Origin of the sequence: Streptomyces dioscori, from assembly GCF_003024195.1 — a bacterium.
Taxonomy (GTDB): domain Bacteria; phylum Actinomycetota; class Actinomycetes; order Streptomycetales; family Streptomycetaceae; genus Streptomyces; species Streptomyces dioscori.
On sequence record NZ_KZ679039.1, the window covers coordinates 110,468 to 123,928 of the forward strand.

The 13,461-nt window shown below is 71.7% G+C and carries 11 protein-coding genes and 1 tRNA gene; 5 read left to right on the plus strand and 7 right to left on the minus strand.

Going from position 1 to position 13,461, the window contains the following annotated elements; translation table 11 throughout:
- The first annotated feature begins 125 nt into the window (after window positions 1-125).
- From cysS to C6Y14_RS05160, 3 genes are all read left to right on the plus strand, one after another.
- Entirely contained in the window at window positions 126-1,526 is a 1,401-nt protein-coding gene (gene cysS / locus C6Y14_RS05150) for a cysteine--tRNA ligase (RefSeq protein ID WP_107015305.1), read from the plus strand.
- Between the two features lie 121 nt (window positions 1,527-1,647).
- On the plus strand, window positions 1,648-2,592 hold the full coding sequence (gene rlmB / locus C6Y14_RS05155; protein WP_107015306.1) for a 23S rRNA (guanosine(2251)-2'-O)-methyltransferase RlmB: 945 nt from the start codon (window positions 1,648-1,650) through the stop codon (window positions 2,590-2,592).
- A 183-nt stretch (window positions 2,593-2,775) separates the two neighbouring features.
- A complete protein-coding gene (locus C6Y14_RS05160) occupies window positions 2,776-4,446 on the plus strand; it encodes a DoxX family protein (protein ID WP_159074171.1) in 1,671 nt (556 codons plus the stop codon).
- Window positions 4,447-4,724: 278 nt separating this feature from the next.
- Here C6Y14_RS05160 and C6Y14_RS05165 read toward each other — a convergent pair whose 3' ends face one another.
- From C6Y14_RS05165 to C6Y14_RS05175, 3 genes are all read right to left on the minus strand, one after another.
- Window positions 4,725-5,456 (minus strand): nucleotidyltransferase family protein, encoded by a 732-nt coding sequence (locus tag C6Y14_RS05165; protein WP_107015308.1) that lies wholly within the window; start codon window positions 5,454-5,456, stop codon window positions 4,725-4,727.
- Between the two features lie 129 nt (window positions 5,457-5,585).
- Entirely contained in the window at window positions 5,586-6,068 is a 483-nt protein-coding gene (locus C6Y14_RS05170) for a hypothetical protein (RefSeq protein WP_107015309.1), read from the minus strand.
- Between the two features lie 228 nt (window positions 6,069-6,296).
- Window positions 6,297-7,433 carry an ABC transporter ATP-binding protein gene (locus C6Y14_RS05175; RefSeq protein ID WP_107015310.1) on the minus strand — a complete coding sequence of 379 codons (1,137 nt, stop codon included), beginning with the start codon at window positions 7,431-7,433 and terminating at the stop codon, window positions 6,297-6,299.
- 252 nt (window positions 7,434-7,685) lie between these two features.
- Between C6Y14_RS05175 and C6Y14_RS05180 the strand changes: the two genes are divergently transcribed.
- Window positions 7,686-7,760 (plus strand) — tRNA-Thr (locus C6Y14_RS05180).
- A gap of 23 nt (window positions 7,761-7,783) precedes the next feature.
- Here C6Y14_RS05180 and C6Y14_RS05185 read toward each other — a convergent pair.
- Both C6Y14_RS05185 and C6Y14_RS05190 read right to left on the minus strand, forming a co-directional pair.
- Window positions 7,784-8,512, minus strand: a complete 729-nt coding sequence (locus C6Y14_RS05185) for an alpha/beta hydrolase (protein ID WP_159074172.1) — start codon at window positions 8,510-8,512, stop codon at window positions 7,784-7,786.
- Window positions 8,513-8,528: 16 nt separating this feature from the next.
- Window positions 8,529-10,085, minus strand: a complete 1,557-nt coding sequence (locus C6Y14_RS05190) for an NAD(P)/FAD-dependent oxidoreductase (protein ID WP_159074173.1) — start codon at window positions 10,083-10,085, stop codon at window positions 8,529-8,531.
- A 73-nt stretch (window positions 10,086-10,158) separates the two neighbouring features.
- On the opposite strand from C6Y14_RS05190, the gene C6Y14_RS05195 reads away from it, so the two are divergent.
- Entirely contained in the window at window positions 10,159-10,983 is an 825-nt protein-coding gene (locus C6Y14_RS05195) for an aminoglycoside phosphotransferase family protein (protein ID WP_225890913.1), read from the plus strand.
- A 72-nt stretch (window positions 10,984-11,055) separates the two neighbouring features.
- On the opposite strand, the gene C6Y14_RS05200 is transcribed toward C6Y14_RS05195, so the two are convergent.
- A complete protein-coding gene (locus C6Y14_RS05200; protein ID WP_107015802.1) occupies window positions 11,056-12,039 on the minus strand; it encodes a zinc-binding dehydrogenase in 984 nt (327 codons plus the stop codon).
- A gap of 107 nt (window positions 12,040-12,146) precedes the next feature.
- The gene (locus tag C6Y14_RS05205) at window positions 12,147-13,349 is read right to left on the minus strand and encodes an NAD(P)-binding protein (RefSeq protein WP_107015313.1); all 1,203 of its coding nucleotides are present in this window, start codon (window positions 13,347-13,349) and stop codon (window positions 12,147-12,149) included.
- Between the last annotated feature and the right edge of the window lie 112 nt (window positions 13,350-13,461).

Here is a 13,461-nt window from a genome sequence, read left to right on the forward strand (position 1 = left end):
GTTCGGGCGCAGCGCCCCGAGGAAAACGTCCATGACGTCATCGACGCGGCACAGATGTCACGAATACGTGTCCCATGCGGGATAAGGGTCGCGGGGCACGGGTCACCGCCCACTACCCTGGTGGGGTGACTATTCGCCTGTACGACACCAGCGCCCGGCAGATTCGCGACTTCACCCCGATCACACCGGGTTGTGTCTCGATCTACCTGTGTGGCGCCACGGTGCAGGCGGCCCCGCACATCGGCCACATCCGCTCGGGCCTCAACTTCGACATCATGCGCCGCTGGTTCGAGTACCGCGGCTACGACGTCACGTTCGTCCGCAACGTGACGGACATCGACGACAAGATCATCAAGAAGTCCGCGGAGCAGGACAGGCCCTGGTGGGCGATCGGCTACGAGAACGAGCGCGCCTTCAACGACGGCTACACGGCACTCGGCTGCCTCCCGCCCACGTACGAGCCGCGCGCCACCGGTCACATCACCGAGATGGTCGAGATGATGCGCGGGCTGATCGAGCGCGGTCACGCGTACGAGGCCGACGGGAACGTGTACTTCGACGTACGGTCCCTGCCCGGCTACCTCTCCCTCTCCAACCAGGACCTGGACGAGCTGCGCCAGCCCTCCGAGGACGGCGAGACCGGCAAACGGGACCTGCGGGACTTCGCCATGTGGAAGGCCGTCAAGCCCGGCGAGCCGTCCTGGGAGACGCCCTGGGGCCGCGGCAGGCCCGGCTGGCACCTGGAGTGCAGCGCGATGGCGCACAAGTACCTGGGCGCCGCCTTCGACATCCACGGCGGCGGCATCGACCTGATCTTCCCGCACCACGAGAACGAGATCGCCCAGGCCGTCGGCTTCGGCGACGAGTTCGCGCACTACTGGGTGCACAACTCATGGGTGACCATGAGCGGCGAGAAGATGTCGAAGTCGCTCGGCAACAGCGTGCTCGTGAGTGAGATGGTCAAGGCGTGGCGGCCCATCGTGCTCCGTTACTACCTGGGCACTCCGCACTACCGCTCCACCATCGAGTACAGCGAAGAGGCACTGCGCGAGGCCGAGTCGGCGTTCGCCCGGATCGAGGGCTTCGTGCAGCGCGTGGTGGAGAAGGCCGGGGGAGCGGTCGAGCCCGCGGCCGAGGTGCCGCCGGCGTTCGCCGAGGCGATGGACGACGACCTGGGGGTCCCGCAGGCCCTCGCCGTCGTGCACACCACGGTCCGCCAGGGGAACTCCGCGCTGGCCGCCGACGACAAGGAAGCGGCCGTCGCCCGGCTCGCCGAGGTCAGGGCCATGCTCGCGGTCCTCGGCCTCGACCCGCTCGACCCGCACTGGGCGGGCGAGAGCGACCGCGGCGAGGACCTCCACGGAGTCGTCGACACGCTCGTACGACTGGTGCTGCAGCAGCGCGAGTCCGCCCGCGTCCGCAAGGACTGGGCCACCGCCGACGCCATCCGCGACCAGCTCAACCAGTCCGGGCTGGTCATCGAGGACGGCCCCCAGGGACCGCGCTGGACCCTCGGCCCGCGCTGACCATTTCTTGATCGATTGTGCCGTCCGGGTGTCCGGGCGGCACACTTGCATGGACGTACACCCGTACGTCCGTCCGTACGTCTTCACTCCGTCCGTACGTCTTCACACAGACAGGTAGGTCATGGCCGCTAACAACCGCCGCATGTCCGGCAAGAAGGGCGCGCAGGTCGGCAGTGGCGGCCAGCGACGCAGGGGCCTCGAAGGCAAGGGCCCCACCCCGCCCGCCGAGGCGCGCAAGGGCCACAAGAAGAACCGCATCGCCGGCGCCAAGGCCAAGCAGCTCGTGCGCAAGCCCTCGCCGCGCGGCGGCCGGGGCGGCAAGGGCACGTCCGAGATGGTCGTCGGCCGCAACTCCGTCGTCGAGGCGCTGCGCGAGGGCGTACCCGCGACGATGCTGTACGTCCAGCAGTTCATCGACAACGACGAGCGGGTGCGCGAGGCGCTGCAGCTCGCCGCGGACCGCGGTGGCATCCACCTCATGGAGGCCCCGCGCCCCGAGCTCGACCGCATGACCAACGGGCTCAACCACCAGGGACTCGTCCTCCAGGTCCCCCCGTACGAGTACGCGCACCCGGAGGACCTCGCCGCCGCCGCGTACGACCAGGGCGTGGACCCGCTGATCGTCGCCCTCGACGGGGTGACGGACCCGCGCAACCTCGGTGCCGTCGTCCGGTCCGTCTCCGCGTTCGGCGGCCACGGTGTGGTCGTGCCCGAGCGCCGTGCGGCGGGTATGACCGCCGGCGCCTGGAAGACGTCCGCCGGTGCGGCCGCTCGTACGCCCGTCGCCCGCGCGTCCAATCTGACGCGCGCCCTGGAGGCGTACAAGAAGGCCGGGCTCGTCGTGGTCGGGCTCGCCGCCGACGGTGAGGCCGAGGTCGGTGACCTGGAGGCCCTCGGCGGTCCCGTCGTCATCGTCGTCGGCAGCGAGGGGAAGGGGTTGTCCCGGCTCGTCGGGGAGACCTGTGACTTCCGTGTCCGGATTCCCATGCCGGGTGGGACGGAGTCGCTGAACGCGGGTGTGGCTGCGGGAGTTGTGCTGTACGAGGCCTCGCGGAAGCGGGGTTAGTCGGAGACTTGGCTGCCTCCGGGCAGTCGGTCGTCCGCAGGTGCGTGGGGGCTGGTCGCGCTCCGCGGCGGAGCCGCAGATGTCACAGCCCCGCGCCCCTTACGGGGCCCAGGTTGATCTTGACGGGGTCCGGACAGATCGGGCGAGTCAAAGCAGTGTCCTAAACACACGTCACTCGGTTAGATGAGTGTGGACACCAGAACACCCCGCACACCCACGGGGGACCGCTCGTTGGGATTCGACGACGCTCCCGCGCTGAGCATGGTGAAGGTGCCGAGCGATCCGGCGCAGGTCATCGTCAATCATGCGAGCTTCCGCGTGCAGCTGAACACCGCGCCGCGGGCCCAGGCCCCGCGCGCCGCGCGGAACTTGAGCTCGGGCGGCGACACCGCGCGCACCCCCGTCGTCGGAACCGCCGCAGGCACCCGCCGCCGCGCGCCCGTCGTCTGGAGCGGGAAGTCCGCCCCCGACGACACGGGCGCCACCCGGCTGCTGCAGGCCGTGCGGAGCACGAGCCTCCGGCACGGAGCCGAGGAACCGGCGGGCGGCGAAGGCGGCGCGACGCAGGTCATCCCGCGCGTCGACGGCGAAGGACCCGCCGGGTTCGACGTCGACGCCACCGTCGAGACCCCGACCGTCCGCGGCCCCGAGACCCGCCTCCTGCCGCAGCAACTGCGCAGCGCGGGCAGCGCCTACGAGGAGCTCGACGAACCCCCGTACGCGGAGGGCGACTTCGAGGACGACTCCTACGAGGACGACGACTACCGGGACGAGGACGACGGGGCGCTCAAGCGGCACGGAGCCGCCCCCGTCCGGCACGGCTACTACCCCGGCCGCCGGATGAACCTCGGCGTCGTCCTGCTCCCGATGCGCGTCTTCCTCGGCTTCATCTCCATCTACGCCGGCATGGGCAAGCTCTGCGACCCCGTCTACTTCGACGGCGGCAAGCGCGGCTCCATGGTCAAGTGGCTCAACTCGCTGCACCCCTGGGAACTCGCCGAGCCCCTGCGCGAGTTCGCGCTGCAGCACCCCGTCGGCGCCGGACTCCTCATCGCCTTCTTCCAGGTGATCGTCGGCGTCCTCACCGTCCTCGGCCTGTGGCAGCGGGTCGCGGCGGCCGTCGGCGCTTCGCTGTCGGCGGCGCTCCTGCTCACCGTGAGCTGGAAGTCCGTTCCCGTCTACGACGCGCCCGACATCATCTTCCTGGCCGCCTGGTCGCCGCTGATCATCGCGGGCGCCCCGGTCTACTCCATCGACGGCCGCCTCGCGGGCGAGGCCTGGCGCACCCTCGGGCCGCGTACCGAGATCTGGGAACTGCGCCGGCGCGTACTGCGGCGCGGGGCGCTCGTCGCGGCCATCGTCGTCGGACTCACGCTCCTCATCGGATCGATGCTCGGCGGCGCCGTCCGCGACTCCGACCGCGTGGTCGTCCCCGGACCGGGCGAGGCCCCGCGCAACGAACTGCCCGGCTCCGCCCTCCCGCAGGAGCCCGGCGCGCGCCGCGACAAGCAGAGCCCCTCGGCGTCGGCCGACTCGCCCACCCGGGGCGCGACCTCTGCCAGCCCGTCGGGTGCGGCGACCTCGCCCGGCGCGACGGCCCGTGAGACGGCCGGGGCCACCGCGGGCCAGCCCAGCCAGACGCAGGGCTCGAACCAGGCCCCGCCGCAGCAGTCGGCGCCCCCGCAGGCGCCCGCCACCACCGCGGGACCGTCCTCCTCGGGCGGCGGCGGCAGCACGGGCGGCGGTACGGGCACGGGCGGCGGCACGGGCTCCGGAGGCGGTACCGGTGGCGGTACGGGCGGCTCCGGAGGGTCCGGTGACAAGTCCGGGCTCGTGGGCGGTTTGCTCGGCTAGGAGCCCGTACGACGCCGATGGGGCCCCGCACCTTCCTGGTGCGGGGCCCCATCGGGTTACCGGCTGATCGTTTCGCTTGTGGCTGCGGGCCGGTGGGGGTGGGCCGCGCAGTTCCCCGCGCCCCTGAAGGGGCGGAAGCCGGGGCGCGGCCCCATTTCCGAGCCTGAAGGGGCGGAAGCGGGGGCGCAGCCCCGCGTCCGAGGGGCGCGGGGAACTGCGCGACCAGCCCCCACCGGCCCGCAGACAGGTCACAGCCCCCGGGGTGTCTCAGAACGCGCTCAACGCCCCAGCGCAGCCAGTTCCTTGGCCGCCTCCGTCAGGTCCTTCGCCGTGTCGATCGCGCGCCAGTACGCGCCCTGCGGAATCGGATAGCCGGCGAGGCGGCGCTCCCGGGCCAGCCGCGGGAACGTGGAGCGCTCGTGGTCACCGAGCGAGGGCAGCAGGTCGGCGAACTCGGGGGAGAACACGTACACACCCGCGTTGATGCCGTGCGCGGTCGGCGGGGCCTCGATGAAGTCCGTGATGTGGCCGAAGTCGTCGGTCTGTACGGCGCCCCACGGAAGGCGGGGACGGGCCAGCGCGAGGGTCGCCACGGCGTCGCGCTCGGTGTGGAAGTCCGCCATCTCCCGCAGCGAGAAACGGGTCCAGATGTCACCGTTCGTCGCGTACCAGGGGCGGTCGGGGTGGGGCAGGTGCTTCGCGGCGTACTTGAGGCCGCCGCCACGGCCCAGGGGCTCCGACTCGACCACGGTGGTCACGGAGACGGGCAGATCCGTCGACTCCAGCCAGTCCTGGAGGACTTCGGCGAGATGGCCGCAGGAGACGACGACGTCGGTGACGCCCTCCTCGGCGAGCCAGGTCAGCTGATGGCCGATGATCGGGGTCCCGGTGCCGGGGATCTCGACCATCGGCTTGGGGCGGTCGTCGGTGTAGGGACGCAGCCTTGAGCCCTGGCCGCCGGCCAGGACGACGGCTTGAACGGGGCGCGACGCTGCGTTCGGATCGGTCATGCCCGAACTTTACGTCGCGCTCCGCGGGATCAGCCGGTGGGGTTTGTGCGGGGCGCGGGGGAGGTGGGGATCTGCGGGTGCGTGGCGGGCTGGTCGCGCAGTTCCCCGCGCCCCTTGCGGAGCCCGGGCTCAGGCGTGCTGGGCTGCTACGCCCGTGGCGAAGGACGTGTCGCACACCGGGCGGGCGAACGACTGGGCGCGGACCGGGCCGTACGCGCGGACCGCCGCGCGGCCGAGGGCGCGGGCGATGGAGGCGCAGTGCCTGCCGAGGGACGGGCGGCCGTTCACCGCCTCCTGGAGGTGGGTGAGGGCGACCCCCGGGTTCTTCTCCTGGAGTTCCAGCAGGAGTTTGTCGCGCAGCACGTCCTGTGGAGCGCGGGACGGGGCGCGCCGGGAGACGTTCTCGGCGGAGGCTGCGAGAGCCGACGTCGAGGATTCGTTCCCCGACCAGTTGACCCGGGTGACCGCGAGCGTGCCGGAGAGCACCAGGACGACGGGCAGAACGAGGGCGAGGGTACGGCCGATCCGGCGGGCCGGACCGCGGCCGTGTCGGGTCGGTCGGCCGGAGGGGCCGTGGCCGTGTCGCGTCGAGTGGTTAGTGGAGTGCTTCACGCGAGTGAGGGTAGCGCGGGGTGATGATTTGGCGACATTTAGTAATCAGTTCGGGGGACGGGGGAGCGACCGTTTTCGAGTTTGATGTTGACGAACAGCTGTCGAAATGACCGGTCTGCCGGGGTATTTGTCGACAACGAAGAAGGCCCCGCAGTGGTCTGCGGGGCCTTCTTCGTCAACTTGGGTGAATTATCCGGGATCCGCCCGGCCGGTGGGGCGGTTGCGCGATCAGTCGGTGAGGCGCTCACCGGTGGAGGTCGAGAACACGTGGGTCTCGCCCGCGCGCGGCACGACGTGCAGCGTGGAGCCCTTCTCCGGGACCGCGCGGCCGCTGACGCGGACGACCAGGTCCTTGAGGTCGTCGCCGACCTTGGCGCTGCCGTAGACGTAACCGTCGGCGCCGAGCTCCTCGACGACGTTCACGGTGACGGCGAGGCCGGCCGGGGCGTCCGCGGTCTCCTTCGACAGGCTCGACGCGGCACCGCCGCCCTGCTCGACGATGTCGAAGTGCTCGGGACGGACGCCGACGGTGACCGTGCGGTCACCCTTGTCGGAGGCGGTCTTGAGGGCCTCGCGGTTGACGGGCACCACGCTGTTGCCGAACTTCACGCCGCCGTCGGTGATCGGGACCTCGACGAGGTTCATCGCCGGGGAGCCGATGAAGCCGGCGACGAAGAGGTTCGCCGGGCGGTCGTACATGTTGCGCGGCGAGTCGACCTGCTGAAGCAGACCGTCCTTGAGGACCGCCACGCGGTCGCCCATCGTCATGGCCTCGACCTGGTCGTGGGTCACGTACACCGTGGTGATGCCGAGGCGGCGCTGCAGCGACGCGATCTGCGTACGGGTCGAGACACGGAGCTTGGCGTCGAGGTTCGACAGCGGCTCGTCCATGAGGAACACCTGGGGCTCACGCACGATGGCGCGGCCCATGGCGACACGCTGGCGCTGACCGCCGGAGAGCGCCTTCGGCTTGCGGGCCAGGTACTCGGTGAGGTCGAGGATCTTCGCCGCGTCCTCGACCTTCTGGCGGATCTCGGCCTTGTTGACGCCGGCGATCTTGAGCGCGAAGCCCATGTTGTCCGCGACCGTCATGTGCGGGTACAGCGCGTAGTTCTGGAACACCATGGCGATGTCCCGGTCCTTGGGCGGCAGGTGCGTGACGTCGCGGTCGCCGATGTGGATGGATCCGCCGTTGACGTCCTCAAGACCCGCGAGCATGCGCAGGGAGGTGGACTTTCCGCAGCCGGAGGGACCGACGAGGACGAGGAACTCGCCGTCCGCGACGTCGAGCTCAAGCTGGTCGACGGCGGGCTTGTCGCCACCCGGGTAGATGCGGGTCGCCTTGTTGAACGAGACAGTGGCCATGGTGAGGGGCCCCCTTCACCGGCAGGAACGTGCCGGACGATCCGTTGTAAAGGTGGTGTTCCACTACGGAACGATCCGTAGTGGTGTAGTCCACACGAGCGGACTGGTTCAGGACGCTACCCCGCGTTCACACGTTCTGTCAGTACTCGGTGGGTAATGAAGTTCGAGGAAATTTTCGACGGACCCCCTCGATGACGTGGGTACACTGCTTCGGGCGTGCCTGCGAGCACGCACAGGCACGTCCGCGTGCAGGCCTCCTTAGCTCAGTCCGGCCAGAGCAACGCACTTGTAATGCGTAGGTCGTCGGTTCGAATCCGACAGGGGGCTCTTGTTGTGCCGGGAGGTCCGGGTCACTTGGTGGCTCGGGCCTTTTGTGTGGGCAGGCCCGCCGCCTGGGCGATGACCCGGGCCGTGCGCAGGCCCTCCCGGTGGGCGGAGCCGGAGTGGGCGGGGCGGCAGCGGCCCCATTCCGGGGAGTACTCGGCCATGACCGCGCCCGGGTGGTCCGTGGTGAGTTCCGTGAGCGGGGCCTTGCGGCCGGAGGCGGCCAGGACGCGCTGGAACTCGCCCGCGTTGGCGAAGTCGCACACCGTGTCCTCCGTGCCGTGCACCAGGTGGATGGGCAGCGGCGGGGCCGAGTCGCAGACGTCCATGGGAGAGGGCAGGCCGAGCAGCGGCTCGGGCTGGTTGTAGCGGGCCGAGATGCCGACCACGGCGGCCGGGCGCCAGCCCTCCGGCGGGTCGGGGCGCAGGGCTGTCGCCATGGCCGCGCGCCCGCCCAGGGACCAGCCGACGAGGACGACCTCGGCCGGATCGCGTACGAAGTCCCAGGTGAAGCGCAGGGACGCGGCGAGCTGAGGGCGGCCGCCGTCCTCGGCGTCCGGGTGCCAGTCGGGGACTATGACGGTGGCCCCGAGGCGGGCGACCTCCGCGGCGAGGGCGCCGAGGACGTCCCGCTCGGCGGGGCCGCGGCCGTGCCAGAGCAGGACCGTCGGGGCGTCCGGGGCGGCTGCGCGATGGATGTCGAGGAGCTGACCGTCGGACGAGTAGCGGACGGTGTCCATGACTGCGGTGCTCATGGGGTTCCCCTGTCTCTCAGCGGCCCGCGACCCGGTCGGCGATACGCGCGATCCGGGACGACTGTGCGGCATGGGTGGTGACTTCGCGGCGGTCGGCGGCTCGATACGTCGCGTACATGCCGTGTACCCCGAGCCAGCGGAAAGGTTCGGGTTCCCATTTGCGGACCTTGTGTTCGACCCAGGGAAGTGTGGTGAGGTCGGTCTCGCCCGACTGGCCCGAGTCCCGCTGGACCAGGTCCCGCAGGGTGCGGGCGGCGAGGTTCGCCGTGGCGACCCCGGAGCCCACGTAACCGCCCGCCCAGCCGAGGCCGGTGGCGCGGTCGAGGGTGACCGACGCGCACCAGTCGCGCGGTACGCCGAGCACGCCCGACCAGGCGTGGGCCACGGCGATGCCCGAGAGCTGGGGAAAGAGGCGCAGGAGGAGTGCGTGCAGGGACTCGACCGTCGAGGCCTGGGTGCGGCCGTCGTTGTCCGTGCGGGAGCCGTAGCGGTACGGGACTCCGCGGCCACCGAGTGCGATGCGGCCGTCGGCGGTGCGCTGGGCGTACATGTACGCGTGGGCCATGTCGCCCAGGGTCTCGCGGCCCTCCCAGCCGACCGACTCCCACTGGGCGGCGGTCAGGGGCTCGGTGGCGATCATCGAGGAGTTCATGGGGAGCCAGGTGCGTCTGTGGCCTTTGAGAGAGGCCGTGAAGCCCTCCGTGCAGCGCAGGACGTAGGGCGCGCGGACGGTTCCGTACGGGGTGACGGCGTGCTTGGGCCTGATCTCCGTGACGGGGGTCGACTCGTGGACCGTCACGCCGAGCGCCTCGACGGCCGCGGCGAGGCCCTTGAGCAGCTTGACCGGGTGCAGACGGGCCCCGTGCGGGGTCCAGGTGGAACCGACGGCGTCCGCGACCCGGATGCGGTCGGCCGTCTCGCGCGCGCCGTACAGCTCGCGGTCCTTCTCGCCGTACGAGAGTTCCGTCGCGTGGAAGGCCTTCAGACGGGCCAGCTGGGCGGGTGTGTACGCGACTTCGAGTACGCCGCCCCGGTGGATGTCCGCCTCGATGCCCTCAGCGCCGGCGACCGTGACGACCTCGGCGACCGTGGCGTTCATGGCCTCCTGGAGGCGTACGGCGGCCTCGTGGCCGTGCAGGCGCGCGTAGCGGTCGCGGCCCGCGATGCCGTTGTAGAGCCAGCCGCCGTTGCGGCCGGAGGCGCCGTAGCCGCAGAACTTCTGCTCCAGGACGGTGATGCGCAGGAAGGGCGCGGCCTTCTTCAGGTAGTACGCGGTCCACAGCCCGGTGTAGCCGCCGCCGACGATCACCACGTCGGCGTTCGCGTCACCCTGAAGGGGCTCGCGGGGGGCGGGCAGGCCCTCCTCGGCGTACCAGAACGAGATGCCGCCGTTCACGGTGGTGCGGGGCGCGCCCGGTGCCTGCGGTGCCTGGGGCGGCTGCGGCGGCTGCGGCAGGGGTGGCGTCCGGGGTTTGGGGGGCGCGGGGGGCGTGCGGTCCGTGCCGGCTGCGCTGTCCGTACTGGACGCGCTGTCCGGGTCGGACACGCTGTCCGCGTTCTCCGTGCTGCTCATGCGCGGTGACGTTAGCTTCTCCGGGTGGTGGGTGTCTCCTTCGGATTTCGTGGTTCTGGCAAGGGTGGGGGTGGTGAAGGTGGGATATGGGCGGCTGCTGGAGCGCGGCGGGCGGTTCCTGGAGCGGTGGGGGCTGCGGCAGGAGGGCGCGCCGATGAGCGGGCAGGTCTCGGTGGTGCTGCCCGTGGTGCGCGCCGACGGGACACGGGCCGTGCTGAAACTGCAGGACCTGGACGAGGAGACGGCCGGTGAAGGGCTGGCGCTGCGGACCTGGGGCGGTGACGGGGTCGTACGGCTGCTGGACGAGGACGCCGAGAGCGGCACGCTGTTGCTGGAACGGCTCGACGAGGACCGGCCGCTGGCCGAGGTGCCCGATGTGATGAAGGCGACGTCGGTCCTGGCCGAACTGCTGGCGCGGATCACGGCCGTGCCGGCGCCTGCGGGGCTGCGGCGGCTGGACTCCGTCACCGCGGACATGTTCGAGCGGTTGCCCGCGGTGACGCGCTCCCTGGCGGCGGAGGACGACCGGCGGCTCCTCGCGGACTGCGCGGCGGCCGTGCGCGAGGTCGCGGACGAGCCGGGGGACCGGCTGCTGCACTGGGATCTGCACTTCGAGAACGTCCTCGCGGCCGACCGTGAACCCTGGCTCGTCATCGACCCGAAGCCGCTCGCCGGGGACCCCTGCTTCGAGCTGCTGCCCGCGCTCTGGAACCGGTGCGAGGAGGGGGCGTTGGAGCGCCGCTTCGACCTGATGACAGAGGTGCTGGGGGTGGACCGGGGGCGGGCGCGGGCCTGGACGCTGGGGCGGGTGCTGCAGAACTCGCTGTGGCAGGTCGAGGAGGGGGAGGAGCTGGACGAGGACCAGGTCGGCATCGCGCGGATGTTGTTGGGGCGTTGAGGGGTGGTGCGAGGCGTTGAGTGGTGTGGGGCTCGGTGGGCGGCCGCAGGGGGCAGCGCTTCGGGACCACCATCAGGGCTCCAGGACCACCTTGCCGTGCGTGGCCCTGGTCTCCAGCGCGCGGTGTGCGGTGGCCGCCTCCGCGAGCGGGAAGCGGTGGAGGTCCGGGACCAGCCTGCCCTCGGCCGCCTCGGTGAGGGCGCGCAGCTCCAGGGTGCGCAGGGGGTTCGGGCCGCCTGCCTTCTGCAGCATGGCGGGGCCGAGGACCGACCGGGAGACGCCTTCGACGAGGTACGGGGTGCCGTCGTGCAGGCCGGCGCCCGACCAGCCGAAGACGATGTGCCGGCCGGCGGGGTGCGCGAGGAGTGCTACCGCCTTGTGCGCCGTGTCGCCGCCCACCCCGTCGAAGACGACCGTGGCCTGGCGGGCGCCCAGGAATCGCTTCACCTGGTCCGGCCAGGCGGGGTTCTTGTAGTCGACGGCCAGGTCGGCGCCGTTCTTCTCGACGCGTGCCACCTTGTCGGGGCCGCCCGCCAGGCCGATCACGGTGGCGCCCGCGTGCCGTGCGTACTGCACGAGGAGGGTGCCGATGCCGCCCGCCGCGGCCGGGACGAGGACCACGTCGTCGGGTCTCAGGTCGGTGAACTGGAGGATCCCCATTGTCGTACGGCCCGTGCCGATCATCGCGACGGCCTGGGCGAAGTCGAGGTTCCCGGGGATCTCGTGGAGGCGGTCGACGTCGGTGACGGCCAGTTCCGCGTAGCCGCCCGGGTTGAGGCCCAGGTGGGCCACCACGCGCTTGCCGAGCCACAGGGCGGCGACGCCTTCGCCGAGGGCCTCGACCGTGCCGGCGACCTCGCGGCCGGGGATCGTGGGGAGGTCGGGCAGTTCCGGGTACGGGCCCTTGACGCCTGCCCGGAGCGCGGTGTCCAGCAGGTGTACGCCGGCGGCGGCGACCTCGATACGGACCTGGCCGGGGGCGGGGCGGGGGGTTTCTGTCCGCTCGTAGGTGAGGTTCTCGGGCGGGCCGAAGGTGTGGAGGCGGATGGCGTGCATGGGGTTGGGGACCGGCTTCGGGACGGGCTTCGGGACCGGCTTCGTGGTGGGCATGGGGTTCTCCCTGGGGTGTTGTGTGCGGTTGCCCGAAACCCCAGCTTTCAAGCTCAAGCATGCTTGAGGTCAAGGCCTGCCCTGGTGGGGATCTTGAAGGCCAGGGACACCGCCTCCAGCGCGCTGTTGAACGACACCTCGGAGAGCACGCCCGGAGCGGCCACCTGGTCGCCCGCGAGGTAGACGTCGTCGCCGCGGTCCACGTGCGGGCGGTCGCGCCAACTCGTGCCGGGCAGGTCGACGGCGCCCGTGCGGCCGTTCGCGAGCGCTTCGCGGCGGTACGTGACCCGGTCGCGCCAGGTCGGGAGGGCGAGGTCGAGGAGCCGCTCGGCGCGGGCGATGCCGTCCGCGCGTGACGCGTGCGGGCCGATCGGGAACTGGCCCTGGAGGAGCTGTTCGCCGGGTGGGGCAAGGGTGCGGTCCTGGGCCGTGAAGCGCTCGATCCAGCCGGGGGCGTCCAGGTCGGAGACGGCGAACGCGTCGCCGCGATGGGTGCGGACGGCCAGGTCGAGCAGGGCCGTGCGGCCGCTCGGCCAGGTCAGGGAGTTGTCCCGGAGCAGGGTGCGGGCCGCGTCGAGGGAGGTGGCGACGATGACCGGGCCGTGGCCGGCGGGGAGGGCGTCGAGGGTGTCGACGCGGGCGAGGGTCTCCACCCGTACGCCGAGGTTCCAGGCGCGGGCCGCCATCCTGTCGATCACGCTCGCCCAGCCGCCGCGGGGGTAGTGCGCCTCCGGAGGCAACTTCGTCGCGCGGCGCAGGCGTTCCTGGACGAAGGCCGCGGAGAGCGTGCCGGGGGCGTGGTGGAAGAGGGCGACCGCGGAGTAGTGGGCCGCGGCGGTCGCTCCCTCCTCGCCCGCGATGCCTGTCGCCCAGGTGGTGAAGTCCTGGTCGATGGGAGCCTGTTGGGGTGTGCGGCGCAGGAGTCTGAGCATGGCGAGGGGCGGGGTGCGGCGCAGGGCGCCCCTGTGGTGGAGGCGGAGGCGGGTCGCTTCCAGGGGTGGGAGCGGGGCCAGTTCGCCGAGGAGGCCGCGCTGTTCGAGCCAGGTCCAGTGGGGGCCGCGCCTGTAGAGGGCGTGGGGGCCCTCGTTGGTCTTGTACGGGCCCTCGGCGGTGCGGGCCCGGCCGCCGAGGGTGTGGTGGGCCTCGTACACGGTGACCCTGGCGCCTGCTTCCGCGGCGGTGATGGCGGCGGTGAGGCCGGCGAAGCCGCCGCCGATGATGCTGAGGTGGGAGGTGAGGTGCGGTTTGGGGTGCATGGGGTTCTCACCTTTTCGGTGGGTGGTGGGGTGTGCTGCGGTGTCCTTACGACTCGTAGAGGGCTCGGAATGTGACATGCGGGGCTTTTTGGCTGGTCAGGGAGGGTGTCAG

Excerpts from the sequence above, each read along its gene's own strand:
- rlmB (WP_107015306.1), top strand. The coding sequence starts at position 1,648 with ATGGCCGCTAACAACCGCCGCATGTCCGGCAAGAAGGGCGCGCAGGTC.
- C6Y14_RS05160 (WP_159074171.1), top strand. The coding sequence starts at position 2,776 with ATGAGTGTGGACACCAGAACACCCCGCACACCCACGGGGGACCGCTCG.
- C6Y14_RS05165 (WP_107015308.1), bottom strand. The coding sequence starts at position 5,456 with ATGACCGATCCGAACGCAGCGTCGCGCCCCGTTCAAGCCGTCGTCCTG.
- C6Y14_RS05175 (WP_107015310.1), bottom strand. The coding sequence starts at position 7,433 with ATGGCCACTGTCTCGTTCAACAAGGCGACCCGCATCTACCCGGGTGGC.
- C6Y14_RS05185 (WP_159074172.1), bottom strand. The coding sequence starts at position 8,512 with ATGAGCACCGCAGTCATGGACACCGTCCGCTACTCGTCCGACGGTCAG.
- C6Y14_RS05190 (WP_159074173.1), bottom strand. The coding sequence starts at position 10,085 with ATGAGCAGCACGGAGAACGCGGACAGCGTGTCCGACCCGGACAGCGCG.
- C6Y14_RS05200 (WP_107015802.1), bottom strand. The coding sequence starts at position 12,039 with ATGCACGCCATCCGCCTCCACACCTTCGGCCCGCCCGAGAACCTCACC.
- C6Y14_RS05205 (WP_107015313.1), bottom strand. The coding sequence starts at position 13,349 with ATGCACCCCAAACCGCACCTCACCTCCCACCTCAGCATCATCGGCGGC.